Here is a 25,582-nt window from a genome sequence, read left to right on the forward strand (position 1 = left end):
GTACCAGGCTTTACGCTAACGGCGGCGAGGCCGGCACCAGCTACGGAACACAAGGAGAAACTCAGTGCCGATTATCGAGCAGGTCGGGGCCCGCGAGATCCTCGACTCCCGCGGCAACCCGACGGTCGAGGTCGAGATCGCCCTGGCGGACGGGACGTTTGCCCGCGCGGCGGTGCCGTCCGGCGCGTCGACCGGTGAGCACGAGGCCGTCGAGTTGCGTGACGGCGGTGAGCGTTACGGTGGCAAGGGCGTGCACAAGGCCGTGGAGGCCGTCCTCGACGAGATCGGTCCGGCGGTCATCGGCCTGGCCGCCGACGACCAGCGGTTGGTGGACCAGGCGCTGGTCGACCTCGACGGCACCCCCGACAAGTCCCGGCTGGGCGGCAACGCCATCCTCGGTGTGTCGCTGGCCGTCGCCAAGGCCGCCGCCGACTCCGCCGAGCTGCCGCTGTTCCGCTACATCGGCGGGCCGAACGCGCACATCCTGCCGGTGCCGATGATGAACATCCTCAACGGCGGCGCGCACGCCGACACCGCCGTCGACATCCAGGAATTCATGGTGGCACCGATCGGCGCTCCGAGCTTCGCCGAAGCCTTGCGCTGGGGCGCCGAGGTGTACCACTCGCTCAAGTCGGTACTGAAGAAGGAGGGCCTGAGCACCGGCCTGGGCGACGAGGGCGGTTTCGCGCCCGACGTAGCCGGCACCACCGCGGCCCTGGACCTGATCGGCCGGGCCATCGAGTCGGCCGGTTTCAAGCTGGGCGTCGACGTGGCGCTGGCCCTCGACGCCGCCGCCACCGAGTTCTACACCGACGGCACCGGATACGCCTTCGAGGGCAGCACACGCAGCGCCGAGCAGATGGCGGAGTTCTACGCCGGGCTGCTCGGCTCCTATCCGCTGGTGTCCATCGAAGACCCGCTGTCCGAGGACGATTGGGCCGGCTGGGCCGCGCTGACGGCGTCGATCGGTGACCGCGTGCAGATCGTCGGCGACGACATCTTCGTCACCAATCCCGAGCGCCTCGAGGAAGGCATCGAGAAGGGTGTCGCAAACGCGTTGCTGGTCAAGGTGAATCAGATCGGCACGCTGACCGAGACCCTCGACGCCGTCTCGCTCGCCCACCACAGCGGGTACCGCACCATGATGAGCCACCGCAGCGGCGAGACCGAGGACACCACGATCGCCGACCTGGCGGTGGCCGTCGGCAGCGGGCAGATCAAGACCGGTGCGCCCGCCCGCAGCGAGCGGGTCGCCAAATACAACCAGCTGCTGAGGATCGAAGAGGCGCTGGGCGACGCCGCCCGTTACGCCGGCGATCTGGCGTTCCCGCGGTATGCGCCGGAGGCCAAATAGCTTGCCCGCCAAGCCGGATCCGAAACGGCGTTCCCCGGCATCGCGTCCGGGGAAGGCCGGGGATTCGGTTCGGCGCCGCCGCACCACCAAGCCGGCCTCCAAGCCCTCGCCGACCGCGAAGCAGGCCGGCGCGCGGTCGGCTTTCGAGCATGTGGTCGAGCCGATCAAGCGGCAGGTCGCCGAGTCCGTCGAGCAACGGTCCGAGCAGCGGTTGGGTTTCACCGCGCGGCGCGCGGCGGTGCTGGCCGCGGTGATCTGCGTGCTGACGCTGACCATCGCCGGCCCGGTGCGCACCTACTTCGCGCAGCGCACCGAGATGAATCAGTTGACGGCAAGCGAAGCCGCGCTGCGCCGGCAGATCGCCGACCTCGAGCAGAGAAAGGCCAAGCTCGGCGATCCGGCCTACATCGCGGCGCAGGCGCGCGAGCGGCTCGGATTCGTGAAGCCGGGCGACATCCCGTTCCAGGTGCAGCTTGCGCCGTCGGGGGCCACCCCGTCCGAACCCGGGGGGCAGGCGGCGAAACCCGCCAACACCGATCCCTGGTACACCGCGCTGTGGCACACCATCGCCGACGCGCCGCACCTGCCGCCGGCCAATGTGCCGCCGCCGGAAGTCCCTCCGTCGCAACCGGGCCCGGGCGGTCCCGTCCCACCGGCCGCACCGAACCCCACGGCGCCCGGTGGTTGAGCGTGCCGATCTGGCGGCCGTGGCGCGTCAGCTCGGGCGTGAGCCGCGGGGCGTGCTCGACATCGCCTACCGCTGCCCCAACGGTGAGCCTGCAGTGGTGAAGACCGCGCCGAAACTGCCTGACGGCACGCCCTTTCCGACGTTGTACTACCTGACACATCCGGTACTGACCGCGGCCGCAAGCCGGCTGGAGACGACGGGGTTGATGCGCGAGATGTCCGAGCGGCTGCGGCATGACCCCGAATTGGCGGCCGCGTATCGGCGGGCCCACGAGTCGTATGTGGCCGAGCGGGACGCGATCGAGCCGTTGGGCACCACGTTTTCCGGGGGAGGAATGCCGGACCGGGTCAAGTGCCTGCACGTGCTGATCGCGCACTCGTTGGCCAAGGGGCCGGGGTGCAACCCGCTCGGCGACGAGGCGCTGGCCATTCTGGCGCCCGAGCCCGCAATGACCGGCATTCTGGTGGCGGGGCAATGGTGAGCAGGCTCGCCGGAATCGACTGTGGCACCAACTCGATTCGCTTGCTGATCGCCGACGTGACGGGCGGACGCCTGCGCGACGTGCACCGGGAGACCCGGATCGTGCGGCTGGGCCAGGGTGTCGACGCGACCGGCCAGTTCGCGCCGGAGGCGATCGCCCGGACCCGGCAGGCGCTGACCGACTACGCCGCGCTGCTGCGCCGCCACCGCGTCGAGCGGGTGCGGATGGTGGCCACCTCGGCCGCCCGCGACGTCGCCAATCGCGACGTCTTCTTCGCGATGACGGCCGACGTGCTGGGCGCGGCGGTGCCGGGCGCGGTGGCGGAGGTGATCACCGGGGCCGAGGAGGCCGCCCTGTCGTTCCGCGGTGCGGTCGGCGAATTAGACCCTGCGGCTGGGCCTTTCGTAGTGGTGGACCTCGGGGGCGGATCCACCGAGATCGTGGTGGGTGGTGACTCGGTGACGGCGAGCTACTCGGCCGACATCGGCTGCGTGCGGCTGACCGAGCGCTGCCTGCACTCGGACCCGCCGACGCCCGATGAGGTGGCCGCGGCCCGCGCGGTGGTGCGCGAGCGGCTGGACGTCGCGCTGGGCGTGGTGTCCGTCGAGGGCGCGCGGACCTGGGTCGGGCTGGCCGGCACGATGACCACACTGTCCGCGCTGTCCCACAACATGACGGCGTATGACTCTGCGGCCATTCACCTTTCGCGCGTTCCCGGCGGCGACCTGTTGGCGGTGTGCGAGCGGCTGATCGGCATGACCCGCTCCGAGCGCGCCGCTTTGGGGCCCATGCACGAGGGGCGGGCGGACGTGATCGGCGGCGGCGCGATCGTGGTCGAGGAGTTGGCGCGCGAGTTGCGCGCCCGCGCCGGCATCGACGAGCTGACCGTCAGCGAGCACGACATCCTGGACGGCATCGTGCTGTCGGTCGCGAGCTGAGTCACAGCGGCCACATGCGTTTCTCGCCGGGGGAAGCGGCGATGTGCCCGCCTCACAGCGACTTTCGGTCAGCGGGGCCCTCGGGATAGGGGGTCGAGTCACACCCGCCACACCGGTCCCTGGCGGGAGAAATCGTCGATTTGCCCGCCTCGCAGCGACAAGACCGGGGTGTCGTACCGGGGTGCAATGGTGCAGGGATGAATCTCCAGGGAATCGAGCTGCGTTACGTGTTGACGATGCACCTCGCCCACAATGGGCCGGCCACCATCGGTCAAATGATCGAAGCCCTTAATAAACAGGGCTTTCGGATCCGCGGTAGGGCATCGAAAGTCATCTCAGACGCCTTGCGGTGGGAGATGGGCCGCGGCAGAGTGCGTCGGATGGGCCGCGGTCGGTACGGGCCTAGATCCATGCCGCGGTCCACCGAATACCGTATTCATCAGCGCGTGCTGTCTCTGCGGCAGGCGACGAGGTTGTCGCTATGAGGCGGACAACTCGTCGATTCCTCCGGCCAGGGGCCGGTGTGGCGGATGTGACTCATCCTCCGCGAGCCCGAGCACCAGCGAGCCTAAAGTCGCTGTGAGGCGGGCACATCGACGATTGCTCCGACGCGGGGCGGAAGTGACCGATGTGACCAGGACGTCGGTCGCCGACCGCGGCGTCGGGCGCGCGGCGTCGGCCGCGCAAACACTCACGCCTCGAAGCGGTAACCCATCCCCGATTCGGTCACCAAGTGCTTGGGGTGGGACGGGTCGTCCTCGAGTTTGCGTCGCAGCTGCGCCAAATAGACTCTTAGATAATGCGTTTCGGTGGCATACGCCGGGCCCCACACCTCTTTGAGGAGCTCTTCGCGGCCGACCAGCTTGCCGCGGTTGCGGACCAGCACCTCCAGCATCCCCCACTCGGTGGGCGTCAGGTGGACTTCGGCGCCGTTCTTGGTGACCTTCTTGGCAGCCAGGTCGACGGTGAACGCCTCCGTCTCGATCACCGGTTGCTCCAGCTCGGACACCGCGGTGTTGCGGCGGACGGCCGCCCGGAGCCTGGCCAGGAACTCGTCCATCCCAAAGGGTTTCGTCACATAGTCGTCGGCCCCGGCGTCGAGGGCCTCCACCTTGTCGGACGAGTCGGTGCGCGCCGACAACACGATCACCGGCGCGGTGAGCCAGCCCCGCAGCCCGGCCAGCACCTCGATTCCGGAGATGTCCGGCAAGCCCAGGTCGAGGATCACCACGTCGGGTCTGTGCTCGGCGGCGGCGCGCAGCGCGCCGGCACCGCTGGACGCGGTGATCACCTCGTAACCTCGCACGGACAAGTTGATGCGCAGCGCGCGCAGGATCTGCGGCTCGTCGTCGATCACCAATACCCGGGTCATTGCGCCCCGACCATTTCTGGCGCGGCCAGTTCCACCGTCACGGTGAGGCCGCCGCCGGGAGTGTCGCCGGCCGCGATCGTGCCGCCCATGGCCTCGACGAAGCCGCGCGCGACCGACATGCCCAGGCCCACCCCCGTGGTGTTGTCGTGGTCGCCGAGGCGCTGAAACGCTTCGAAGATCTGGTCTTCGGTCCCGTGCGGGATGCCGGGCCCCTCGTCGATGACGTTGATCAGGACGCGGTCGACCACGCGACCCGCGTTGACCCGAACCACACAGTCGGGTGCGTACCGCAGCGCGTTGTCGATCAGGTTGGCGAGCACGCGCTCGAGTAGCCCCGCGTCGGCCAGCACCACGGCGTCACCCACATCGACCTTGACCCGATCGATGGCGGATCGATAGAAGCCGGTGGCGCCCTTGCCGATACTGATCAGCGCCCGCTGCACGGTCTCCTCCAGATACACCCTTCGCATGTCCGGGCGCACCACACCGGCGGCCAGGCGCGACGAATCGAGCAGGTTGCCGACCAGCGCCGTCAGCTGGTCGATCGACTCCTCGATGGTCGCCAGCAGTTCCGCCGTGTCCGCGGGGGAGAAGGCGACGTCCTCGGCGCGCAGGCTGGACACCGCGACCTTGGCCGCCGCCAGCGGCGTGCGCAGGTCGTGGCTGACCGCCGACAGCAGGGAACGCCGCAGCTCGTCGGCCCGCACGATCGCCTCGGCCCGGCTGGCCTCCTCGGCCAGCTCTCGCTGCCGGATCAGCCCCGCGGCCTGCTTGGCCACCGCGCTCAGCACCCGGCGATCGCGGGCCGAAAGCTTCCTGCCCGCCAACAACATCCAGAACTCGTCGTCGCCGACCTCGATCGCGGTGTCGGCGGAGGCGACGGTGACACACGGATCCCTGCCCACGCACGCGACGACGTCGGCCTTCTTGCCCTCGGCGCGGTCCTCCTCGGCGGGTTCGCGCAGCATGCTGACCGCGCGCTGTGCGTAGGTCTCGCGCACCCGGTCGAGGAGCGTCTCGAGATCAGCGCCGCGCAGCACCGAGCCCGCGAACAGGGTCAGCAGCTCGGCCTCCTGGGAGGCGCGACGGGCTTCCCGGGTGCGTTTGGCCGCGCCGTCGACGAGGACCGCGACAGCGACCGCGATCATCAGCAGCACCAGTTCGGTGACCGCGGCGTTGGGTTCGGCGATGGTAAAGCTGTGCCGGGGGGCTGTCAGGAAGTAGTTCAGCAGCAGCCCGGACAGCACCGCCGAAAGGATCGCTGGCGCAACTCCTCCCAGCAGGCCCACCAGCAGAACCCCGACGAAGAATAAGGCGCTTTCGCCGGCCGTTTGCAGATACGGGTCGAGAAAGTTCACGGTGACGGCACAGATGGCCGACGGCACAATGAGTGCCGCAAGCCACGATGCGGCCCGTCTTTCGCGCGGTGAGATCGACGCCGCGCGGAAGCCGCGTTTGGATTCCTCGTGGGTGACGAGGTGCACGTCGATCTTTTCAGACCGCTCAACGATCGTCGCGCCGATCCCCTCCTCGAAGATGCGCGCCCACCGGGACCGTCGAGAGGTGCCGATCACCAACTGTGTGGCATTCATCTCGCGGGCGAAATCGAGCAGGGCAGTGGGCACGTCGTCGCCGACTACGGTGTGCAGTGAGGCGTCGAGGCTGCTCGCCAACTCACGGATCTTCGCCATCCGGGATTCCGACAGGCCGGCCAGGCCGTCGCCGCGGATCACATGCACCACCATGAGCTCCGCGCTGGACTTCGACGCGATCCGAGATGCCCGTCGAACCAGCGTTTCCGATTCCGGGCCGCCGGTTACCGCGACCACGACTCGCTCGCGCGCCTCCCACATGTCGGTGATCTGGTTCTCCGCGCGGTACTTGGCGAGCGCCGTGTCCACCTGGTCAGCCAGCCACAGCAGCGCCAATTCTCTTAAGGCGGTGAGGTTTCCGCGCCGGAAATAGTTTGACAGCGCCGCGTCGATGCGCTCTGGGGCGTAGACGTTGCCGTGGGAAAGCCTGCGGCGCAACGCCTCCGGTGTGATGTCGATGAGCTCGACCTGCGAGGCCTGCCGGACTATTGAGTCCGGGATCGTCTCCTTTTGTTCTATGCCGGTGATTTGCGCGACGACGTCGTTGAGGCTCTCGAGGTGCTGGACGTTGACGGTGGAGATCACCGTGATCCCGGCGTCGAGCAGTTCCTCGACGTCCTGCCAGCGCTTGGCGTTCTTGCTGCCCGGGGTATTGGTATGCGCGAGCTCGTCGACCAGGACGACTTGGGGTCTGCGCGCCAGGACGGCCGGGACGTCGAGCTCGGGGAAGGTGCCGCCGCGATATTCAATGAAGCGCGGCGGGATGAACTCGATGCCCTCAAGAAGCTCAGCGGTTTTCGCCCTTCCGTGCGTCTCGATGACGCCCGCCACCACATCGGTGCCGCGTTCAAGCCGGCGATGCGCCTCGCCGAGCATCGCATACGTCTTACCGACGCCAGGAGCCGCACCGAGGTAAATCCGCAGCTCGCCGCGCTTGGGACGGTGGTCAACGACACTCACGTCAACCATCATCCACCTATCGCCCTAGCTCGAGACTGGATATTTTTGATCGAGTTGCAGGTTCAACTGCAACACGCTGACGCAAGGTTCACCGAACAAACCAAGAGTGCGGCCGCTTGTGTACTGGGCTACCACCGCGCGTATCTGATCCGGACTGACGTGCCGGGCCTTGGCCACCCTGGGGATTTGGATTGCGGCGTAGGCAGGCGAGATATTCGGGTCGAGGCCGCTGCCGCTGGCGGTGATGGCGTCGGCGGGCACGGCGGGGTCTGCCGGTGCGGCGCCGCGGATGGGCACGATCTGGCCGATCGAGTAGTCCTCGCCGTACTTTGCGCATTCGACGCGGACCCCCTCGTAGAGCGTAAGGAACGGTGCCGGTGTCGTCTGGCACGGCTCGTTGACGCTGATCACCCGGGTGGGATGGACGACGTTTCCGCGCGCGTCACGGGGTCCGATCACCGAAAGAACGGCACCCACACCGCCGCCGGTGCAGAACGGTCGCGATCCGTCCACACCCTCGAGCTGGCCCACCGCGGTGCTGCGCGAACACACCGTCGTCAACAGGCCCGGCTTGAATCCCGCGTCAGACGCGGACTTGCCCGTCGTCAGCTGCGCGGGATCGGCGGGTGTGTCGACGATGCTCTCCGGCCCGAGGTTGCTTGCGCTCGTTGACGTCGGGTCGTAGCCCGTGCCGGCCGCCGAGGGGCGGCTCTGGAAGTACTTCGGCAGCGGGTTGCCGTCCTTATCGGTGAACAGCTGACCGATCAGGCGGCTGCCGACCGGCTTTCCGTTGGCCGTGAGGATCGATCCTTCGGCCTTGTCGTGCAGTCCGGGCAGCTGTGCGACCAGCCAGATGAGCAACGGGTAGGCGAGACCGGTGATCACGGTCAGCACCAGCAGCGCGCGGAAGGCCGCCCAATGCACGCGGACGAAATTCGAGAATTTCATGTCAGGACATCCCTGGGACGAATTGGATGATCAGGTCGATCGCCTTGATTCCGATGAACGGGGCCACGATGCCGCCGAGACCGTAGATGTAGAGGTTGCGGCTCAACAATTTTGACGCGCTGCTCGGTGTGTAGCGGACGCCGCGCAAAGACAACGGGATCAGCGCCACGATGACGACCGCGTTGAAGATCACCGCCGACAGGATCGCCGACTGCGGACTGTGCAGCCGCATGATGTTGATCATGTCCAGTCCCGGGAACAGCGCGACGAACATGGCCGGGATGATCGCGAAGTACTTGGCAATGTCGTTGGCGATCGAGAAGGTGGTCAGCGCGCCGCGGGTGATCAACAGCTGCTTGCCGATCTCGACGATCTCGATCAACTTGGTCGGGTCGGAGTCGAGGTCGACCATGTTGCCGGCCTCTTTTGCCGCCGACGTGCCGGTGTTCATCGCCACGCCCACGTCGGCCTGAGCCAGGGCCGGCGCGTCATTGGTGCCATCGCCGGTCATCGCGACTAGCTTGCCGCCTTCCTGCTCGCGCTTGATCAACGCGAGTTTGTCCTCGGGAGTGGCCTCGGCCAGAAAGTCGTCGACACCTGCCTCGTCGGCAATCGCTTTGGCGGTCAGCGGGTTATCCCCGGTGATCATCACCGTCCGGATGCCCATCTTGCGCATTTCGTCGAAGCGTTCCCGCATGCCCTGCTTGACGACGTCCTTGAGGTGGATGACACCTAGCACCGCCGCCGCGCCGTCACGGCACTCCCCGACGACGAGCGGGGTGCCGCCGGCGGCGGAGATGCCGTCGACAATCTCGCCGAGCTGGTGGGGCACCTTGCCGCCTTGGCCGCGTACCCATTCCGCGACCGAGTTGGCCGCACCCTTGCGCAGCAGATGCCCGTCGAGGTCGACACCCGACATGCGGGTCGTGGCAGAGAAGGCCACCCATTGGGCCTGGGAGAGTTCGCCGGGTGTGCGCGCGCGCAGCCCGAAGTGCTGCTTCGCGTAGACGACGATCGAGCGTCCCTCCGGTGTTTCGTCGGCGAGGCTGGACAACTGAGCGGCATCGGCAAGTTGCTCATTCGTGACCCCGTCGAGGGGGACGAAGGCGGCAGCCTGTCGATTGCCGAGGGTGATGGTCCCCGTCTTGTCGAGCAACAGTGTGTTGACGTCGCCCGCCGCTTCAACCGCGCGCCCGGACATGGCGAGCACGTTGCGCTGGACCAGCCGGTCCATCCCGGCGATGCCGATGGCCGACAGCAGCGCGCCGATTGTGGTGGGGATCAGGCACACCAGCAGCGACACCATCACGATTCCGGTGACGCCATTTGCGTTGAGCGCCTGGGTGTCCGGGACGCCCGGGTTGTTCGCTTTCGAATAGACCGCCAGCGGCTGCAGGGTGGCAACGGCGAAGACGAAGATGATCGTCAGCGCGGCCAACAGGATGTTCAGCGCGATCTCGTTGGGGGTCTTCTGCCGGTTGGCGCCCTCGACGAGGGCGATCATTCGGTCGATGAAGCTTTCCCCGGGCTTCTGGGTGATCTGCACGACGATCCGGTCGCTCAGCACGGTGGTGCCTCCGGTGACCGCCGAGCGGTCACCACCGGACTCGCGGATCACGGGCGCGGACTCGCCGGTGATCGCCGATTCGTCCACGGAGGCAATGCCTTCGACGACGTCGCCGTCGCCCGGTATCACCTGCCCGGCTTCGACCACGACGATGTCGCCCTGTTGCAGCAGCGGTGCCGCGACCTCTTCTTCGGTGACCGGCGCGCCTGGCCTCCAGTCCTTGAGCCGTCGCGCCAACGTGTGACTCTTGGCTCGCCGCAGCGTTTCTGCCTGAGCCTTGCCGCGGCCTTCGGCTACTGCCTCCGCGAGGTTCGCGAACAATACGGTTAGCCACAACCAGACCACGATCAACCATGCGAACCAGGTCGGGTTGATGATCGCGAGCACGGTGCTCCAGGTGGCCCCGATCTCAACGATGAACATCACCGGGTTGCGCCACAGGGTGCGCGGGTCGAGTTTGCGCAGCGCATCGGGTGTCGACTTCAACAGCATCTTCGGGTCGAGCAGGCCGCCCTGCACCCGTTTTGTGCTTGTGTGCTCCGTCGGCTGGGTCTCCTCAGCCGTGTCGATGGTGGAGGCAGTCATCAGTGGATTCCTTCGGCGAGAGGCCCGAGAGCAAGCATGGGCAGGAAGGTGAGGGCTACAAGGATCAGGGTGACGCCGGCGACCATTCCGACGAACTGTGGCCGATGGGTGGGCAGAGTGCCGGCCGATTCGGGCGTCATGCCCTGCCTGGCCAGTGAGCCGGCCAAGGCCAGGACGAGCACGATCGGCAGGAATCGGCCGAACACCATGGCCAAGCCGAGGGCGGTGTTGTACCAGTTGGTGTTGACGCTGATGCCGGCGAAGGCGGACCCGTTGTTGTTGGCCGCCGACGTGAACGCGTAGAGGACTTCGGACAGGCCGTGCGGGCCGGTGTTCAGCATCCCGGCGCGCTCTCCCGGTAGCGCCATCGCGATCGCGGTGCCGGTCAAGACGATCAGCGGCGTAACCAGGAAATAGCTTGCGGCAAGCTTGATTTCGCGAGGATTAATCTTCTTGCCGAGGTATTCCGGGGTGCGCCCGACCATCAGCCCCGCGACGAATACGGTGATCACCGCCAGGACCAGCATGCCGTAGAGGCCCGAGCCGGTGCCGCCGGGCGCGACTTCACCCAGCTGCATGTTGAACATGGTGATCATCCCGCCGAGGCTGGTGTAAGAGTCGTGGAACGAGTCGACGGCGCCGGTGGAGGTGAGCGTCGTCGAGTCGGCGAACACCGCAGAGTTGGCGACACCGAACCGCTGCTCGACCCCTTCCATCGCCGCGCCGATCGCGGTCGGCACCGTGCCGTGATGCTGGAGCTGGAACCACATCATGAATGTCACGCTGATCAAGTACAGCGACGCCATGACCGACGCGATCGCGTAGCCCTGCTTGGTGTTACCCACCATGCGCCCGAACGTGCGTGGCAGCGAGAAGCTGATCACCAGCAAGAGGAATATCTCAATCCAGTTCGTCCACGCGTTGGGGTTCTCAAACGGGTGGGCGGAGTTCGCGTTGTAGAAGCCGCCGCCGTTGGTGCCGAGCTCCTTGATGACTTCTTGGCTGGCGACCGGGCCGCCGGTGATGGTTTGTTGGGTGCCGCCGAGGGTGGTGACGACTTGGTCGTTCAGGTGGAAGTTCTGAATCGCTCCACCTGCGACCAGCACGATCGCGCCTAGGACCGCGATGGGCAGCAGGATGCGCAGCGTGCCCCGAACCAGGTCGACCCAGAAGTTTCCGAGATCGCCGGTGCGCCTGCGCGCAAACCCGCGCACCAGCGCGATCGCCACCGCCATGCCGACCGCGGCCGAGACGAAGTTCTGCACCGCCAGCCCGGCCATCTGCACCAGATGGCCCTGTGTCGATTCGCCGGAATAGGCCTGCCAGTTGGTGTTGGTAACGAAGCTGACGGCGGTGTTCCACGCCAGCCCCGGGGTCATCTGCGTCGCGGGGTCATGCAAGTGCAGCGGCAGCTTGCCCTGCACGAGCTGGAACACGAACAGGAACAGGATGCTGATCGACGAGAACGCCAAGACGCTTCGCGCGTAGGCCCCCCACGTCTGCTCCGAGCGGGAGTCAACACCGATTAACCGGTAGATCGCGCGCTCGACATAGGAGTCCTTGTCTGAGGTGTAGACCCGGTACATGTAGTCACCGAAGGGCACGTGCACCAGCACCAAGGCCACGACGAGGACGAGCAGGAAGATGACGCCTGCTGTTGTTGTGCTCACTAGAACCTCTCCGGGAACAACAAGGCGCACCCGAGGAACAAGGCAAGCACGACGGAAAGCACCAAACCGACGATGTTTTCGTAGTTCACAGCCGCTCGACCAACTTCTGCACCAAGCCCAGTACGGCGAACACCGCCACCGTGAGCAGTACGAATGCCAACACGCCCATCTTGTCTCCGTTCCGCGCCCATCGCGTGCATACGAAAGGACCTCATCGAGGTAGCCACAGCGCTTTCCTCGGAGGCAAGGTCAGCTTGAAGTTAGCTGGGGTCGATCCGATAGGGCCTTTGGTTGACACTTTCCTAACGGGCTCACGGCGCACCTTTACGGTTTGTTTACGCATGTCAGTTCGAAGTTGTCGCCGCCCGCTCGGCCGAGTGCCGCCTCAATCACCTGCGATGTGATCTGGATTCCAAAAGTCAACTGCAGCAATGACTTTGACAAGCGCCGGTCGGCCGGCTCACGCAACGAGGCGTTCGTAGAGGGCTCGTAATGCGCCGTATCGGCGTTCGACGTCAGCGCGGTCGGACCGTTCGGGAACTGATTCCAGATTCGCGCGCTCGACCATGTCAGCCTGATCCATCAGGACTTGCGCGCGCTGCGGATCGATCGTCTGTTCCATGATCGTCGTCAGCGCCTCGAGCTGGCGGATCATCACCGCCGGCATGCCGCGCCCGGCCTGGCGGATCTTTTCGAATGCCCGCTGCACCAGCCGCTCGTAACTGACCTGATCGGAGATGACGCGGATGACCCCGCGCTGGTCGCGATGGACTTGGGTCGGGGACCATACCGGTGCGATCTTGCACAGGCAATCGCCTAGCCAGTCGACGCACGTGAGCGCGGTGAACGTGTCGTTGACGGCCGGCGATAGTGCTCGGATGGCGATCTCCACGAGCTGGTCGACGCCGAAGGCGACGTCCTGCGACAGCGTGCGGTGCGGGCCGGTCGCCTGAGCGCGGGCCAGGGATTGAGCCACCCGCTCGGCGGTGTCCGGGGGCCAGACACTGGCCAGTTCGCGGCCTTCGACGAGGAAATGCCCGGGGCGGTAGGGCAGCCGGATCACCGCGTCCGCCTCGGTGGCGATGCGGACCAGCGTCTGGTGACGGATGAACTGAAGGTAGCCACTCTTTGGGGTACGGATGACGCTTCCTGACGTTTCTATTCGGGCGAGCAGCTCGTCGAGAGAGGGGCCCTGCGCTGGCCTTCGCGTCGCGAATCGCGGCTGATCCTCGCTTTGCGCGGCGACTGCTTGGGCAAGGTCTTTGGCGATGCCGGCGATCACCTGGGGGAGCTGGATCTGGGTGGCGATGTGGTGAATGAAATAGATCAGCACCGCCAGATCGATCAGCACCAAACCGAACGCAGTCGTGATCGAAATGTGGGGGACGAACTCGCCCCGATCACCAGGTCCGATCGAAACCAGCACCACGACGCAATACACAAACGTCGCTACGAATGTTCCCAAGGTGAGTTGGGTGCCCCGGTCACGGATGAAATTGCGCAACATTCGCGGACCAAACTGCGTCGACGCCAGTGTCAGCGTCACGATCGTGATGGAAAAGACGATCCCAACCACAGTGATCACCGATGCCGCAATGGAGGTCAGGATCTGACGCGCTGCATCGGCGGTGCCGCTGATCACGAACGAAGGAGGCCGAAACCGCCCGTAGTAAGCGGCTCGGTCCAGCCGCAATGTAACGCCGAAAAGTCCGAGGGCCCCGAAGATTACGATCGTCGGGACCAGCCACAGATTGGTGCGCAGCTCTTCCCGCCGCCACTGTGGCCACATCACGCCGAGGCTTGGCGTCACATCGGTGCGACCGCCCACGAAATGAGCACCGTAGCGCTCGCCATCACGGCGGATTTATAACTGACCTGGGCCGATAATTGCAAGTGTGGTGCTCACCGGATTCTGATCAGACACGCCGAGCCATGCCATAGGTCGAAAAGGATCCGTAAACATTCGCGGCTCGGGCGTATGGATGCCGTTCGGGTCACGGTGGGCGCCGTGCGCTCGGCGTAGACCCAAAACCATGCGTGACGCTCAAGACCGAACCGTTGAACGCGTAGTTGCCCAGCCGACCCAGGCACCAATTGCTGGGCTGGGTTGGTTGTCGCGCCTGCTCGACGGCGCGCACCCATGGGGATCGTATGAGGCCGTGGTCAGCCGGTACGGGGTTCGCCGCTATAGCCTGATCATCTACCCACCCGGAGTCAGTACCACTGATCGGCGGCTGGCACGGCTCTGGCGTGCTTGGCCGATAACCGCCGCCGCACTGATGCTGCTCGGTGTCATGGTGTTTGGCAATGCGACGACCTCACCCGGTGCCGTGCTGACAGTCGCTGCGGTCGCCTACCTGAGTACCAGCATGCTCCTCTTCTTACGGGCCGGGCCCCGCAGCGTCCGAGCCAGATCGTTGTCGATCATCCTCATGCCCAACACCGGCGACGTGCGGGAGCTGCGCAGGTACATGCAGTGGCGAGCGCTGGTCGAAATGCTCATTGATGCCGACCGCATGTTGGCGACTCATGAAATCTCACCGGTCGAGCATGAGGCCACCTGGTGGGAAGCCTATGACAGCGTCGCGGCGTTCGCGGATGTCTGACGCCCTGGTGCAATTCCCGATGCCGTTGCCGCGGCGGCGACCTTGTTAACCGTCTTCTGCGTGGTCACAACAATCGCCACCGTCTGGTTGAGGAAGCGCCGGCACGGCGTTAACAACGCGTCAGGGAAAGCAACATTCGCATCAAGAAATCGACAGTTGCATGGCGTACGTGCCCTGCCGCAGGCTGCCATGGAGTCATGACCCGTACCGCTGCTGTCGCCATTGCAGTGCCTTCGGTGCTGGAGCGCTACGGTGCGGGTTGGGACGACGAGCCACCGTCGCGTGGCTCAATCATCTTCTGAACCTTGCTCTTCGGCACGTAGCGGTTCGGATCGCTCCGTCAATTCGTCCTCTCATTCCATGGTGGCCGCAGTTGGTCCCGCCATACCTGAAAGCTGTTATTCGCATGATCAATTCGAAATCTCTGGTAGTTCTCGTCACCGGTGCCACCGACGGCATCGGGTTTGCGACCGCCCGCCGATTCGTCGACGAGGGCGCGACCGTCTATCTGCACGCCCCAGACCACGACAGTGGTGAAGACGCGATGACGCGTTTGGTCAAAGACGGCGCGGAACCGTTGCGCCTGTTTTTGGTCGTTGCCGACTTCACCCGCCTCAAGGAGGTTGCTGAGTTGGGCGACATGCTCACAGCGACCCTGCCGGCCCTGGATCTGCTGGTCAACAACGCCGCGGTCTTTGCCGCGGAGCGGCGCACCCACACGCAAGATGGCACGGAGCTGACCTTCCAGGTCAACTATCTCGCGCCCTATCTACTGACCACCAAATTGACGCCCCGGCTCGTCGCGAGTGGCGGACGAGTACTCAACGTCTCTTCGGTGATGCACCGCGGCGGAACCATCAAGTGGAAGAATCTGGCCGGCGAGCAGTATTGGCCGCTGGCGGCCTACGCGCAATCCAAGCTGGCGCTGACGATGTACACCAAGACTCTGGCCGAGACTGTCGGGGATTCGTTCACCGCGTTGAGCCTCGATCCCGGCGTCTTCGACACTCGGCTGCTGCCCATTTACGGTCGCGTCGGTCAGGTGGCCGAGGAGGCTGCTCCGATACTCACCACGCTTGGATCGCCTGACTACGGCGTGATGAATGGTGGCTTCTACGAAGGCCTGCGGCCCGGAAAGACTGCAGCGCTGATCGATAACCCGCGGGCTCGCGACCGACTGGCAAAGCTCAGCGCGCGCCTTGTCGCGTCCGCGTTGCGCTAAAGGTAAGGGAGGCAGACGATGTCCAAGCGAGCCGACAAGAAGCGCGCCCGCCGGAAGAAGAAGGCCAACCACGGGAAGCGGCCTGCGTCGGGCAGCCCCCGATGACGGTCACACCCTAGGCGCCGGGGCCGGCGATCATCGGGATCCGCACCCGGAAAACCGTTCTGCCCTCGGCGGATTCGGCGGTGACGGAGCCGTGGTGGGCCTTGACGATCGAATCGACGATGGCCAGGCCCAGCCCGGTGCCCGAGCTGTTGAGCCTCGAATTGTCGGCCCGGGCAAAACGTTCGAACAAGCGGGGCAGCAGCTCGGGGTCGATGCCCGGCCCGTCGTCGGTGACGCTCAGTTCCGCGACGGGGCCGCCGGGCCCGTCGCGGTGGCAGGCGATCGCAGTCGTGACGGTGACCCCCGGCGGGGTGTGCACCCGGGCGTTGTTGAGCAGGTTGCTGACCAGCTGGTGTAGCCGCGCATGATCGCCGCGGACCCACACCGGCTCGTCGGGCAGGTCCTTCACCCAGTGGTGCGTGGGCGCCGCGACCGCCGCGTCGTTCACGGCGTTGACCACGAGCTCGGCCAGGTCGACGTCCTCGCTCTGCAGGTCTTGCCCTTCGCCGAGGCGGGAGAGCAGGAGCAGCTCGTCGACCAGCAGCGTCATGCGCCGCGCTTCGGACTCGATGCGGGCCAGCGCGTATTCGGTGGTCGGCGGCAACTCGGAGCTGTCCTGGCGGGTGAGTTCGGCGTATCCCTGAATCGCCGCCAGCGGCGTGCGCAGTTCGTGGCTGGCGTCGGTGATGAATTGCCGCATGCGCAGATCGGATTCGGCACGCTGCGCCAGCGCACTGTCGACGTTGTCGAGCAGCCTGTTCAGGGTGTGGCCGACGATGCCGACCTCGTTCTGCTGGTTGGTGTCCCGCGGTCTCACCCGGACGCTGATGCGGTGGTCGTCGTCGGTGAGCGGCATGGCGGCGACTTCGGCCGCGACGCCGGCCAGCCGGCGCAGCGGCCGAAGGGTGTAGCCGACGACCCACACGGTGAGCCCGGCGGTGACCGCCAGAGCGGCCGCGATGAGCACGGTGGTGGTGAGCTGCTTGCGCGCGATGATCTGGTCGGCGAGATTCAGCGACACCCCGGCGATCAGGACGTCGGATCCGTCGACGTGGCTGTTGAGCCGGTAGAACCCGAGGCTGCGCAGGTTTTCGGTCCGTGGCGGCCCCTCGCCCCATGACTGCGCTTCGATGGCGCGAACCACGTCGGCGGGCGCCGGCCGCGCCTCGGCTTCCGAGAACACCGCCGATCCGATGACGGTCCCGTTGTGCAGCACCACGATCAGGTTCCCCGGCGTCTGGTCGGGGAACTGCAGCATCGCCTGGTCCAGCGGCTTGGCACCGGCGGACGGATTGCGTTCGCCCTCAAGGTATTTGGCGTAGGAGTGGCCCAGCGCGTCCAGGGAACCGGCGACGTCGGCGTCGCTCATCGAGGTGACGTAGCCGCGCAGGCTCAGCACGGAGACGATTCCCACCGTCATCAGCACCACGCTGACCACGGCCAGTACGCCCAACAGCAATTGGCGCCGCAATGAACGGGGTAGCCACCGCGGAAGGTCTCCGGCCAGGGCATCCCGGTCCGTGGTCATTCCGGTGGCCGCAGCATGTACCCGACACCGCGCACGGTGTGAATCATGGGTTCCCGGCCGGAGTCGATCTTCTTCCTCAGGTACGAGATGTAGAGGTCGACGATGCTGGTGCGGCCGGCGAAGTCGTAGTTCCAGACGCGGTCGAGGATTTCGGTGCGGCTCAATGCGCGGCGGGGGTTGCGCATGAGAAAGCGCAGCAACTCGAACTCGGTCGAGGACAGCGATATCTGGGTGCCGTCGCGGGTCACCTCGCGGCTGGCGGTGTCGACCCTCAGGTCGCCGACTTTGAGGGTTTCGGCGGCCGGCGGCGTCTGCTGGCCCGAACGGCGCAGCAATCCGCGCAGCCGGGCGACGAGCTCTTCGAGGCTGAACGGCTTGGTCATGTAGTCGTCGGCGCCCGCGGTCAGGCCGGTGACCCGGTCCATGACGGAGTCCCGCGCCGTCAGGAAGAGCGTCGGGGTATAGGGCTCGGACTGGCGGACGCGTTCAAGGATCCGCAGCCCGTCGACGTCGGGAAGCATGATGTCGAGCACCAGGACGTCGGGGCTGACCTTGTCGAACTTCGCCAGCGCTTCGCGCCCGTTGTGGGCGATGTCGACAACCCAGCCCTCGTAGTGCAACGCCATCTTCACCAGGTTGGTCAGCGCCGGCTCGTCATCGACCAGTAGGACCCTGATCGGAGACCCGTCGGCGCGGTAAATCCTGGGTAGCTGCCCGAGGATGGCTTGGCGAGGGCGCTGGCCTCCCGCGTATCCCGACATTGCCGTCATGTCCCTCCATTTTGGCAAATCACACACCGAACTGTCACGGAGCTCATAGAAACCTCAAATGTGCGGATGTCGGCCGCGTCACATCACATGCCGCTCAAATATGAGTTTCATATGTGTCGCATCAGCCAGCTTGAGATGAGCTGAGTTCCCAAAAATACTGGGATGCATGGTCGTTGGTCTGGCGGGCCAGAGTATTTGCGAGGTTAGGCTCTCCAAATCGTCAGCGCAAGAGTCGATTTCGGCAATCGAATCCCGTGTTATCGCGACGCGCACCGTCGGTGCCGAACGCGTACCCACGACGGCCGGGGACGACGACGTCTCCAATTGTCGTTAAGAGCAAGTTACGTGGTGTTACGAATCCTGGTCGTCTGAAACGTTTTTCAGAGGTACGGGCCGGCGGAACGCCGCTTCGACTGCGGTCACTCAACTAGCAAAGGAAAGCAATGGACTTTGGCGCGTTGCCTCCGGAGGTCAATTCCGGCCGGATGTATGTGGGGCCCGGGCCAGCGACGCTGCTGACCGCGTCGGCGGGATGGGACTCGCTGGCCCTGGAGCTGAACTCGGCGGCCGGTGGCTATGAGTCGGTGATCACGACCCTGACGGACGAATGGCTGGGGTCGACATCGACGGCTATGGCCGCCGCGGTCGCTCCCTACGTGGTGTGGCTGCGGGCCACCGCTGAGCTGTGCGAGCAGTCGGCGACCCAGGCCACCGCCGCGGCGGCGGCCTACGAAGCGGCGTACGCGATGACGGTGCCGCCCCCGCTCATCGCGGCCAACCGTGCCCGCCTCATGGCGTTGATCGCCACGAACGTCCTGGGGCAGAACACGCCGGCCATCATGGCGACCGAGGCCGAATACAGCGAGATGTGGGCGCAGGATGCGACCGCGATGTACACCTACGCCGCCAGCTCCGCCTCCGCGTCGACCTTCGGCGCCTTCGCCCCGCCCCCGCAGACGACCAATCCGGGCGGCATCGCCGGCCAGGCGGGCGCGGTGAGCCAGGCGACCGGCACCCAGGCCGGCAGCGCCGCCCAGACGGCGTCATCGCAGGCGATGTCCAGCGTTCCGCAGGCGCTGCAGAGTATGTCGACGCCCGGGTCCACGTCCGGCGCGGGCCTGTCGCAGGCGGCGGTGGGCACCGGGGCGTCATTGGGAACGTCCGGGGCCTCGAGTCCCCTCAGTGCGCTTTCCAGCTTGACCGGCACGTCGAAGAGCGCGACGAAGACGGCCAGTACGGGCCTGAGCGCCGCGTCGGGTCTGGGGACGGCTCTCGGCGGCACCGCCGGCACGGGGGATGCGGCCGGGCTGGCCTCGGACGTGGTCGGCGTGGGATCCGATTTCGCCGGTCTGGGCGGGGATGGCGCGGGTTTGGGCGCCGACGGCGCCGGAATCGGGATGGACGTGTACGGCCTGGGAATCGACCTGCAGGGTGCGGGCTCGATCCTCGGGGCCGAAGGCGGTGCGGTCCCCGGGTTGGGCGGCCTCGGGGACGCGGCCGGCCTGGGAGCCCTCGGGCCGGTCGGGGGCCTCGGCGAAGGCGCGTCGGCGGGCGTGGGCCAGGCGGCCTCGCTGGGAACGTTGTCGGTGCCGCCGAGTTGGGCAGACACCGTCTCGTCGGTGACACCGCTGCCCGCCGCCCTCGACGCCAACGTCGCGCCGGCCGGGTGGGGCGCGGCGCCGACGGCGCCGCAGGCCACCGGAATCTCCAAGCTGCCGCTGGGCGCCATGGTCGGGCGTGAGTCCGACGGCGGGGTTCACCGGATCGGGTTCCGTCCCTCACTGATTCCGCGTTCGCCGGTGGCCGGATAGCCCGGCCCGCAAGGGTTTCCGAACAAACCGAAAGGGCCCGCACACCGTGGTGTGCGGGCCCTTCGAGTGAGGACGCGGCGTCAGGCCCAGCTGGACCCGACGGCGCTGTCGGTGCTGGCCATGTTGCTGCCGGCGCTCTGCACCTTCTGGCCGTGGGCGTTGGCCTGCTCGTAGATCACCTGGAAGTTGCGACCCAACTGGGTGATGAACTCCTGGCAGGCCACCGAACCGGCACCGCCCCAGAAGTCACCGGCAGCAAGCACATCGCGAACGATGGCCTGGTGCTCAGCCTCCAGAGACGCGGCCTGGGCCCGGATCAAGGCACCGTGGGCGTCGACATCGCCGAACTGGTAATTGATTGTCATTGCTTAGCTCCTTAAAAGTATTGGACAGCAGTAGTTTTCGGCTGCTAGCTGCTCAGGATCTGCTGCGAGGCCTGCTCTTGCTGCTCGTAGTTGTTCGCGTCGCGGATCAGCCCGTCGCGCACCCCGTGGAGCATGTTGACGATGTTGCGGAAGGCCTGGTTGACCTGACCCATGGTGTCGTACGAGGTGGCCTGCGCCTGACCGCTCCAGCCCGAGCCGGCGATGTTCATCGACGACGCCCACATCTTGCGGGCCTCGTCCTCGACGGTCTGGGCGTGGACCTCGAAGCGGCCCGCCATCGCCCGCATTTCGTGCGGGTCGGTCATGAAACGTGTTGCCATGTTGCTTTCTCCTTATCCTTGCAAGCCTTCAGTGTCGAAGTCTTAACAGTTGCAATTGATGCGGTGGTGGCCGCGTTATAGACAGATTACGGCCTACCGGTTAACTGATCGCCTCAAACGGGTGACATATACCCCCTAATTTCCCGTATCGGTGGTCCCGACATCAGACAACAACTTGCTTGGGCATGACGATCGGCTTGAAGCCGTACCGCGGCCCGGTGCCGTAGGCGCCGGCGCCCTTGGCCGCCGCGGCCATACCCGGCATGCCAGGCATCGCGGCGACCGGCTCGGCCTCGGCCGCGGCCGTCCACCCGGAGCCCTCGAGGGGTGCGGTGGAGGACGCCAACGACGCCGGGGCGGCCGCATTCCAGCCGGCCGGCACGGACAGCCCGCCGACCGCGGAGGCCTCGCCCAGGGCGGCCGATGCGCCCGCACCGGACACCGAGCCGACCATGGTGCCCTGCACCATCCCACCGGCGAGCGGCGTGACCGAGTCGGTGAGCGCGAACGGGATCGCGGGCACCGTGCCCAGCGTGTGGCCCAGCGACACGGCCGTCGGGATGGTGTTCATGACGAACCAGGCCGCGGTGTTCACACCGCCGTTGATGCCGTTGAGCACGGCGGGCGTGCCGAGGAAGTTGTCGATCGAGCCCAGCAGGCCCGGGAACGTGGGCGTGATGGGGTCGGCGGCCACCGTCGCCGCCGAGGTGACCGGGGCAAGCAGCGCCTGGGCGGTCCCGGCCGTCGAGTCAGTGCCAAGGGCGGCGCTGTCCGCGGCCGCGGCGGCCGCCGGGCTCGTGGTCGACGTCAGCGGCGTTACGGGAGTCAGCACCCCGGCGGCCAGCGAGGCCGCCTGGTACGCCGCCATGGCGGCGGCATCCTGGGCCCACATTTCGGCGTACTGCGCGTCCAACGCCGCGATCTCGGCGGCGACGGTCGGGATGACGGCGAACGGCAACAATGCCGCCTGCGTAGTTCTGTTGGCGATGACCAGTTGCGGCGGCACCACCGCCGCGTACACCGCCTCGAACGCCGCCGCCGACGCCGTGGCCTGGGCACTCGCCTGCTCGAGCGTCGCCGCGGTCTCGGTCAGGTAGGTGATGATCGGCTGGGCCGCGGCCGCCGCCGCCGCCGATCCGCCTCCCGTCCACTGCTCGCTGGTCAACAAAGCGATGATCGACTCCCACTGTGTCGCCGTGGTGCTGATCTCGGCACCGAGGTTGGCGTAGGCCGCCGCGGCTGCCATCAGCGGCGCCGAGCCCGCACCGGAGTAGATGAGCGAGGAGGTGATCTCCGGGGGAATTGCTGCAAAGTCAAGAACCATTTGTGTTTCCTGCTCCTTTTGTCTTTTGGAATTGGAAGTCTGTGGGAATTGCCCGAAGGGTTAGACGGTCGCTGGTTTCGGCATGACGATCGGCTTGACGCCGTAGCGCGGCGCACCGAAGCCGGCGCTGTTGCGCGCGGCCGCGCCCATCCCCGGCATCCCGGGGATGACGGTCCCCATGCCGGCCTGCGGGGCGGCGGCGGTCCAGCCGACCGTCTCGAGCGGCGCGGCGCTGGTGCCCACCACCGGGGTGGCCGAGCCGGCCCAACTCGGCGGCACCGAGAGGTTGCTGACCATGGTCGCCGAGCCCATCGAGGCCATCGGCATGGCACCCAGCCCGGCCATGCCTCCGCCGGCCACGGGCGCCGTGACGTCGGCCAGGCCCGCCGCGTCGGCGGCCGCACCGGCTGCATCCGCCGCGGAAGTGTCGAGCAGCCCGCCACCGGCCAGGCCCAGCAGGTCGGACGCGGCGGAGGCCCAGTTGCCACCACCGATGTTCAAGATGTTGGCGCCGTTGCTCGAGAGGCCGAACATCCCGCCGAGCATGGCTGGGTTGGTGCCGTTGCCGGTGCTACCGAGCAGATATGAGAGCCAGTCGAGGGCACTGCCAGGCGTCGCGGTAGCAGTAGCAGCCGTCGTGGTGGGAGCTGTCGAATCCAAGGCTTGAATACCGGACTGGGCCGCGTTGATGGCCTCGGTGGTCCCGTAGCTGTTGGAGCTGATGCCCAGGGTCTGCGCGTAGTTTTCCAGCAGCGTCTGGGCCTCGGCGGCGATGGTCTGGTACTGGGTGCCGTACGCGGTGAAGATGGCCGCTTGCTGGGCCGACACCGGGTCGGCGCCCGCGGGGATGATCGCCGTCGTCGCCGGCGCCGCACCCGCGTTCTGCGCCGCCAGGTTGGTGTTGATCCCCGACAGCAGCTGCTCCGCAGCTAACATCTCTTGTGTCTGTGTCGTCAGAAATGACATCGATTGCTCCTTGTGTTCGGAACGGCCGACCCCCATGCGGTGGATCGACCCTGAGTGTTCGCGTAACGGCCCCTGTGCGTTGGCGTAACACTAACGACCCCCGACTCCACGTTCCCGGCCGAAAGGGCCGGGGTGACAGCCGTTTACGGCTTCTTAACGATGAGGGCGGCAGTTTTAACATGGTCCTGCCGGACGACATGGCGGCGTGATCTGTCATCTGCCGGAAAGCCGTGGTTAAGGCGCGTGGGCGCGGATCCTAGCCGATGCCCTGCAGTGCCGCATGTGGGCGATTTCGCTCGATACGGCGGGATGCGGTGTCCCGGATTCGGCGGCCGCGCGCTAGATTCGCCGCCGAGCCCCCATAGCCCAATTGGCAGAGGCAGCGGACTTAAAATCCGTCAAGTGTCGGTTCGAGTCCGACTGGGGGCACCGGCGTCGGTGGCCGCCGGCCGCCCTGGTTGGCCACACTTTCGGCGACATGGTCCAGGTCGCTGTCGAACAAATCGCTGTACATCGAGCGTCATGACCGCGCTGGCATACCCCAGCATCCGCTGCACTACCTTCGGGTTGGCCCCGGCATGGATCATCCGCAGAGCGGCAGCCTCGCCCCATCGCAAGCCGCCAACCCCCAGCAGCAGCACTAGGGAACGGTAGCGGTCTGCCTTGTCGGCCAGCAGTCTAAGTTGGTCGGCGGGTAGATGGACATTCTTTCTCGCTGACCGCGGCAGACAACTGGCCCTCTTTGCCCAAGAACTCCAAATCCACGTTTCCGTCCGGTCGCTCCCGAAGGTGCATATGCAGGCAATAAACGCCGATTAAGGCCGCGCCTGTCTTCTTTTCACCCGACGAATAGTGGAGGTCTTGCTCGATTCCTATCATGCGTTCGGTCAGGATCTTCGCGTCTGATTTGACGTCAAATGTTTTGTAGCCCAAGGCAAATACTTTGCTCCCATTTCGAGGGAGTCGAGAGCGTAAGACTAGCGTCGGTAGATCAAATGGTTCACCGGTTTTCCGAAACATCCGAATCGTTCTTAGCAAGGCGAGACCCCTCCCGTTGCCGTTCGGGGCGATTGGCCGACTGCTGATCGCGTACTTCCGATTCATTTGGGCACTAGGGCCCGAGCTGTCGGGGCCGAACGGCCCTTGCGTGCTGGTGGCGATGGCGGACCCTTAATGCTCTATCCGGCAAATGGCTCCCGAGGGGGCACCTGATGAAGATCACCGCGAAACGTGCAGCAGCAGTTCACCGCCATACACGCTCAGGCGTCAGAAGGCTGTGGCTGGCCGCCGCTTGCGTGTGGCTGTTGGGCGCTGCCCTGTTAATCACTCTGCTGGGCTCAGGCCTGCTGGCGGCGCCGTCAACGCGTGCCACTGTGACAGTGTTCACTATGTGCCCTGACGGCCATGAGGGCGTGGCTGGCGGTCACACCAGTTGTCCTTTCGCCAGGAACGTCCACGACAAATTCACTGCAGGCGGGCTTCACTTCCTGGCTTATTCGCCCACGACTGATCAGTGGTATGAGGTGTTCTGTGACCCCACCAAGCGTCCTGCATATTTCGAGAACGGCATGGTCATCGATTCTTGGAACTGCTACGCCGGTGACAACGCTGAAGTTGTCGTCTGGTAGCTACCAACGAAAAGCACAATGTGCGAGCCCCATCCTGAGCCGGCCGGCGCGATAGTGACGTAGGTCTTTGACCGCGGTAAGGCGCAGCCCTTGTCTCAACCGAGGTCCGAAGTCCCTAGTCATCGTGCCCGCACCAGACGAGTGTTGCGTCATGAACCGGCTCGCCTGCGTCGCTGCGACTGTCGCGTTGACGTCCATGGTCCCGACCATTCCGGCCCGTGCTGATCCGGCCGTCACGCTACGTGACCTGCTACCGGCCGGCTACAGCAGCGATACCTGCCACGCCATTGATCGTGGGACGGCCGTGGCCGCAATGAGTTGTGGGCCTAACTCGTTCGCGGGCGGGCCGACGTCGGCGGTCTATCAAATTTTCGGTGACCAGGCAACGCTGCAGAAGGCTTTCTCGGCGGTGGTCAATGGCGTGGATTGGACCGCTACGACGTGTCCCGGGGCGAAGTCTCCCGATCCCATTCGACTCCGAATCTCCGACGGAACCACGTACGGGTCTGTTGCCTGTGGCCGGGCGCGCACCTTCCAGACCGACCGCGATGGCGCCGTGGTGTGGACCAAGGACACCGACAACTTTCTCGGCGTGGCATGGGCCGCCTACCAGGGCCAGTCCTATCCGGCGAACCTGTACGCGTGGCTACAAGCACAGGTGACCTGAAGCCTTCGATCGCGGTTACCGGATCGCCGACGAGTTCGCGGTCCGCTCGGCGGCCGAAACGGTGTCGCGTACCGCCATTCGGGCATCGCGATCT

At 66.2% G+C, this 25,582-nt stretch carries 24 protein-coding genes and 1 tRNA gene; 12 read left to right on the forward strand and 13 right to left on the reverse strand.

What is annotated here, in order from left to right:
• The first annotated feature begins 64 nt into the window (after nucleotides 1-64).
• The 5 genes from eno to C1737_RS27350 all read left to right on the forward strand — a co-directional run bounded on the left by eno (nucleotide 65) and on the right by C1737_RS27350 (nucleotide 3,946).
• Complete coding sequence (eno, locus tag C1737_RS25345) at nucleotides 65-1,354, forward strand: phosphopyruvate hydratase (RefSeq protein ID WP_067920283.1); 1,290 nt, start codon at nucleotides 65-67, stop codon at nucleotides 1,352-1,354.
• On the forward strand, nucleotides 1,335-2,042 hold the full coding sequence (locus C1737_RS25350) for a septum formation initiator family protein (protein WP_233214818.1): 708 nt from the start codon (nucleotides 1,335-1,337) through the stop codon (nucleotides 2,040-2,042). The genes eno and C1737_RS25350 overlap by 20 nt, the downstream gene beginning before the upstream one ends.
• A complete protein-coding gene (locus C1737_RS25355; RefSeq protein WP_102419755.1) occupies nucleotides 2,035-2,523 on the forward strand; it encodes a DUF501 domain-containing protein in 489 nt (162 codons plus the stop codon). The genes C1737_RS25350 and C1737_RS25355 overlap by 8 nt, the downstream gene beginning before the upstream one ends.
• Entirely contained in the window at nucleotides 2,517-3,461 is a 945-nt protein-coding gene (locus C1737_RS25360) for a Ppx/GppA phosphatase family protein (protein ID WP_102419756.1), read from the forward strand. Before C1737_RS25355 ends, C1737_RS25360 begins: the two co-directional genes overlap by 7 nt.
• A 197-nt stretch (nucleotides 3,462-3,658) precedes the next feature.
• Nucleotides 3,659-3,946: a hypothetical protein gene (locus tag C1737_RS27350; RefSeq protein WP_067919054.1), complete on the forward strand. Its 288-nt coding sequence runs from the start codon at nucleotides 3,659-3,661 to the stop codon at nucleotides 3,944-3,946.
• A gap of 206 nt (nucleotides 3,947-4,152) precedes the next feature.
• Here the strand turns inward: C1737_RS27350 and C1737_RS25370 are convergent, their stop codons facing one another.
• The 7 genes from C1737_RS25370 to C1737_RS25400 all read right to left on the reverse strand — a co-directional run bounded on the left by C1737_RS25370 (nucleotide 4,153) and on the right by C1737_RS25400 (nucleotide 13,983).
• Nucleotides 4,153-4,833 carry a response regulator gene (locus tag C1737_RS25370; protein WP_067928272.1) on the reverse strand — a complete coding sequence of 227 codons (681 nt, stop codon included), beginning with the start codon at nucleotides 4,831-4,833 and terminating at the stop codon, nucleotides 4,153-4,155.
• Nucleotides 4,830-7,397 carry a sensor histidine kinase KdpD gene (locus tag C1737_RS25375; protein ID WP_102419757.1) on the reverse strand — a complete coding sequence of 856 codons (2,568 nt, stop codon included), beginning with the start codon at nucleotides 7,395-7,397 and terminating at the stop codon, nucleotides 4,830-4,832. Before C1737_RS25375 ends, C1737_RS25370 begins: the two co-directional genes overlap by 4 nt.
• Nucleotides 7,398-7,409: 12 nt before the next feature.
• On the reverse strand, nucleotides 7,410-8,333 hold the full coding sequence (locus C1737_RS25380) for a potassium-transporting ATPase subunit C (RefSeq protein WP_102419758.1): 924 nt from the start codon (nucleotides 8,331-8,333) through the stop codon (nucleotides 7,410-7,412).
• 1 nt (nucleotide 8,334) lies between these two features.
• Nucleotides 8,335-10,485, reverse strand: coding sequence for a potassium-transporting ATPase subunit KdpB (gene kdpB, locus C1737_RS25385; RefSeq protein WP_102419759.1), 2,151 nt, complete (start codon nucleotides 10,483-10,485; stop codon nucleotides 8,335-8,337).
• A complete protein-coding gene (gene kdpA, locus C1737_RS25390) occupies nucleotides 10,485-12,155 on the reverse strand; it encodes a potassium-transporting ATPase subunit KdpA (protein ID WP_067928262.1) in 1,671 nt (556 codons plus the stop codon). Before kdpA ends, kdpB begins: the two co-directional genes overlap by 1 nt.
• On the reverse strand, nucleotides 12,155-12,370 hold the full coding sequence (locus C1737_RS27590) for a potassium-transporting ATPase subunit F (protein WP_369807571.1): 216 nt from the start codon (nucleotides 12,368-12,370) through the stop codon (nucleotides 12,155-12,157). The genes kdpA and C1737_RS27590 overlap by 1 nt, the downstream gene beginning before the upstream one ends.
• Nucleotides 12,371-12,615: 245 nt before the next feature.
• Entirely contained in the window at nucleotides 12,616-13,983 is a 1,368-nt protein-coding gene (locus C1737_RS25400; RefSeq protein ID WP_231985842.1) for a DUF2254 domain-containing protein, read from the reverse strand.
• 205 nt (nucleotides 13,984-14,188) lie between these two features.
• On the opposite strand from C1737_RS25400, the gene C1737_RS26645 reads away from it, so the two are divergent.
• The 3 genes from C1737_RS26645 (at nucleotide 14,189) to C1737_RS27595 (ending at nucleotide 16,088) form a co-directional block, all read left to right on the forward strand.
• Nucleotides 14,189-14,761, forward strand: a complete 573-nt coding sequence (locus C1737_RS26645) for a DUF6611 family protein (RefSeq protein ID WP_142393495.1) — start codon at nucleotides 14,189-14,191, stop codon at nucleotides 14,759-14,761.
• Between the two features lie 259 nt (nucleotides 14,762-15,020).
• On the forward strand, nucleotides 15,021-15,983 hold the full coding sequence (locus C1737_RS25410) for an SDR family NAD(P)-dependent oxidoreductase (RefSeq protein WP_158244001.1): 963 nt from the start codon (nucleotides 15,021-15,023) through the stop codon (nucleotides 15,981-15,983).
• Between the two features lie 18 nt (nucleotides 15,984-16,001).
• Nucleotides 16,002-16,088: a 50S ribosomal protein bL37 gene (locus tag C1737_RS27595; RefSeq protein ID WP_369807572.1), complete on the forward strand. Its 87-nt coding sequence runs from the start codon at nucleotides 16,002-16,004 to the stop codon at nucleotides 16,086-16,088.
• Between the two features lie 10 nt (nucleotides 16,089-16,098).
• Here C1737_RS27595 and C1737_RS25415 read toward each other — a convergent pair whose 3' ends face one another.
• Nucleotides 16,099-17,616 (reverse strand): cell wall metabolism sensor histidine kinase WalK, encoded by a 1,518-nt coding sequence (locus C1737_RS25415; protein WP_067928252.1) that lies wholly within the window; start codon nucleotides 17,614-17,616, stop codon nucleotides 16,099-16,101.
• Complete coding sequence (locus C1737_RS25420; RefSeq protein WP_068095028.1) at nucleotides 17,613-18,386, reverse strand: response regulator transcription factor; 774 nt, start codon at nucleotides 18,384-18,386, stop codon at nucleotides 17,613-17,615. The genes C1737_RS25415 and C1737_RS25420 overlap by 4 nt, the downstream gene beginning before the upstream one ends.
• A 443-nt stretch (nucleotides 18,387-18,829) precedes the next feature.
• Between C1737_RS25420 and C1737_RS25425 the strand changes: the two genes are divergently transcribed.
• On the forward strand, nucleotides 18,830-20,197 hold the full coding sequence (locus C1737_RS25425) for a PPE domain-containing protein (protein ID WP_102419763.1): 1,368 nt from the start codon (nucleotides 18,830-18,832) through the stop codon (nucleotides 20,195-20,197).
• An 80-nt stretch (nucleotides 20,198-20,277) separates the two neighbouring features.
• Here the strand turns inward: C1737_RS25425 and C1737_RS25430 are convergent, their stop codons facing one another.
• The 4 genes from C1737_RS25430 to C1737_RS25445 form a co-directional block, all read right to left on the reverse strand.
• On the reverse strand, nucleotides 20,278-20,562 hold the full coding sequence (locus C1737_RS25430; RefSeq protein ID WP_046182844.1) for a WXG100 family type VII secretion target: 285 nt from the start codon (nucleotides 20,560-20,562) through the stop codon (nucleotides 20,278-20,280).
• A gap of 44 nt (nucleotides 20,563-20,606) precedes the next feature.
• Nucleotides 20,607-20,903, reverse strand: a complete 297-nt coding sequence (locus tag C1737_RS25435; protein ID WP_007168951.1) for a WXG100 family type VII secretion target — start codon at nucleotides 20,901-20,903, stop codon at nucleotides 20,607-20,609.
• Nucleotides 20,904-21,066: 163 nt separating this feature from the next.
• Complete coding sequence (locus C1737_RS25440) at nucleotides 21,067-22,227, reverse strand: PPE domain-containing protein (protein ID WP_068095022.1); 1,161 nt, start codon at nucleotides 22,225-22,227, stop codon at nucleotides 21,067-21,069.
• Between the two features lie 60 nt (nucleotides 22,228-22,287).
• The gene (locus C1737_RS25445) at nucleotides 22,288-23,193 is read right to left on the reverse strand and encodes a PE domain-containing protein (RefSeq protein ID WP_068095063.1); all 906 of its coding nucleotides are present in this window, start codon (nucleotides 23,191-23,193) and stop codon (nucleotides 22,288-22,290) included.
• 355 nt (nucleotides 23,194-23,548) lie between these two features.
• On the opposite strand from C1737_RS25445, the gene C1737_RS25450 reads away from it, so the two are divergent.
• The 3 genes from C1737_RS25450 to C1737_RS25465 all read left to right on the forward strand — a co-directional run bounded on the left by C1737_RS25450 (nucleotide 23,549) and on the right by C1737_RS25465 (nucleotide 25,488).
• Nucleotides 23,549-23,622, forward strand: a tRNA-Leu gene (locus C1737_RS25450).
• A 782-nt stretch (nucleotides 23,623-24,404) separates the two neighbouring features.
• On the forward strand, nucleotides 24,405-24,821 hold the full coding sequence (locus C1737_RS25460; RefSeq protein ID WP_142393497.1) for a hypothetical protein: 417 nt from the start codon (nucleotides 24,405-24,407) through the stop codon (nucleotides 24,819-24,821).
• A gap of 151 nt (nucleotides 24,822-24,972) precedes the next feature.
• Nucleotides 24,973-25,488: a hypothetical protein gene (locus C1737_RS25465; protein ID WP_068095017.1), complete on the forward strand. Its 516-nt coding sequence runs from the start codon at nucleotides 24,973-24,975 to the stop codon at nucleotides 25,486-25,488.
• Nucleotides 25,489-25,582: the final 94 nt, after the last annotated feature.

It is taken from the genome of Mycobacterium sp. 4858 (assembly GCF_900240975.1).
Lineage (GTDB): Bacteria > Actinomycetota > Actinomycetes > Mycobacteriales > Mycobacteriaceae > Mycobacterium.

Coding starts and splice junctions, on each gene's coding strand:
- C1737_RS27595 (WP_369807572.1), top strand. CDS start 16,002: ATGTCCAAGCGAGCCGACAAGAAGCGCGCCCGCCGGAAGAAGAAGGCC.
- C1737_RS25435 (WP_007168951.1), bottom strand. CDS start 20,903: ATGGCAACACGTTTCATGACCGACCCGCACGAAATGCGGGCGATGGCG.
- C1737_RS25350 (WP_233214818.1), top strand. CDS start 1,335: ATGCGCCGGAGGCCAAATAGCTTGCCCGCCAAGCCGGATCCGAAACGG.
- C1737_RS25360 (WP_102419756.1), top strand. CDS start 2,517: ATGGTGAGCAGGCTCGCCGGAATCGACTGTGGCACCAACTCGATTCGC.
- C1737_RS25430 (WP_046182844.1), bottom strand. CDS start 20,562: ATGACAATCAATTACCAGTTCGGCGATGTCGACGCCCACGGTGCCTTG.
- C1737_RS27590 (WP_369807571.1), bottom strand. CDS start 12,370: ATGAGGTCCTTTCGTATGCACGCGATGGGCGCGGAACGGAGACAAGAT.
- C1737_RS25375 (WP_102419757.1), bottom strand. CDS start 7,397: ATGATGGTTGACGTGAGTGTCGTTGACCACCGTCCCAAGCGCGGCGAG.
- C1737_RS25460 (WP_142393497.1), top strand. CDS start 24,405: ATGAAGATCACCGCGAAACGTGCAGCAGCAGTTCACCGCCATACACGC.
- C1737_RS27350 (WP_067919054.1), top strand. CDS start 3,659: ATGAATCTCCAGGGAATCGAGCTGCGTTACGTGTTGACGATGCACCTC.
- C1737_RS25420 (WP_068095028.1), bottom strand. CDS start 18,386: ATGACGGCAATGTCGGGATACGCGGGAGGCCAGCGCCCTCGCCAAGCC.
- C1737_RS25380 (WP_102419758.1), bottom strand. CDS start 8,333: ATGAAATTCTCGAATTTCGTCCGCGTGCATTGGGCGGCCTTCCGCGCG.
- kdpB (WP_102419759.1), bottom strand. CDS start 10,485: ATGACTGCCTCCACCATCGACACGGCTGAGGAGACCCAGCCGACGGAG.
- C1737_RS25425 (WP_102419763.1), top strand. CDS start 18,830: ATGGACTTTGGCGCGTTGCCTCCGGAGGTCAATTCCGGCCGGATGTAT.
- C1737_RS25465 (WP_068095017.1), top strand. CDS start 24,973: ATGAACCGGCTCGCCTGCGTCGCTGCGACTGTCGCGTTGACGTCCATG.
- C1737_RS25370 (WP_067928272.1), bottom strand. CDS start 4,833: ATGACCCGGGTATTGGTGATCGACGACGAGCCGCAGATCCTGCGCGCG.
- C1737_RS25440 (WP_068095022.1), bottom strand. CDS start 22,227: ATGGTTCTTGACTTTGCAGCAATTCCCCCGGAGATCACCTCCTCGCTC.
- C1737_RS25445 (WP_068095063.1), bottom strand. CDS start 23,193: ATGTCATTTCTGACGACACAGACACAAGAGATGTTAGCTGCGGAGCAG.
- C1737_RS26645 (WP_142393495.1), top strand. CDS start 14,189: ATGCGTGACGCTCAAGACCGAACCGTTGAACGCGTAGTTGCCCAGCCG.
- C1737_RS25415 (WP_067928252.1), bottom strand. CDS start 17,616: ATGACCACGGACCGGGATGCCCTGGCCGGAGACCTTCCGCGGTGGCTA.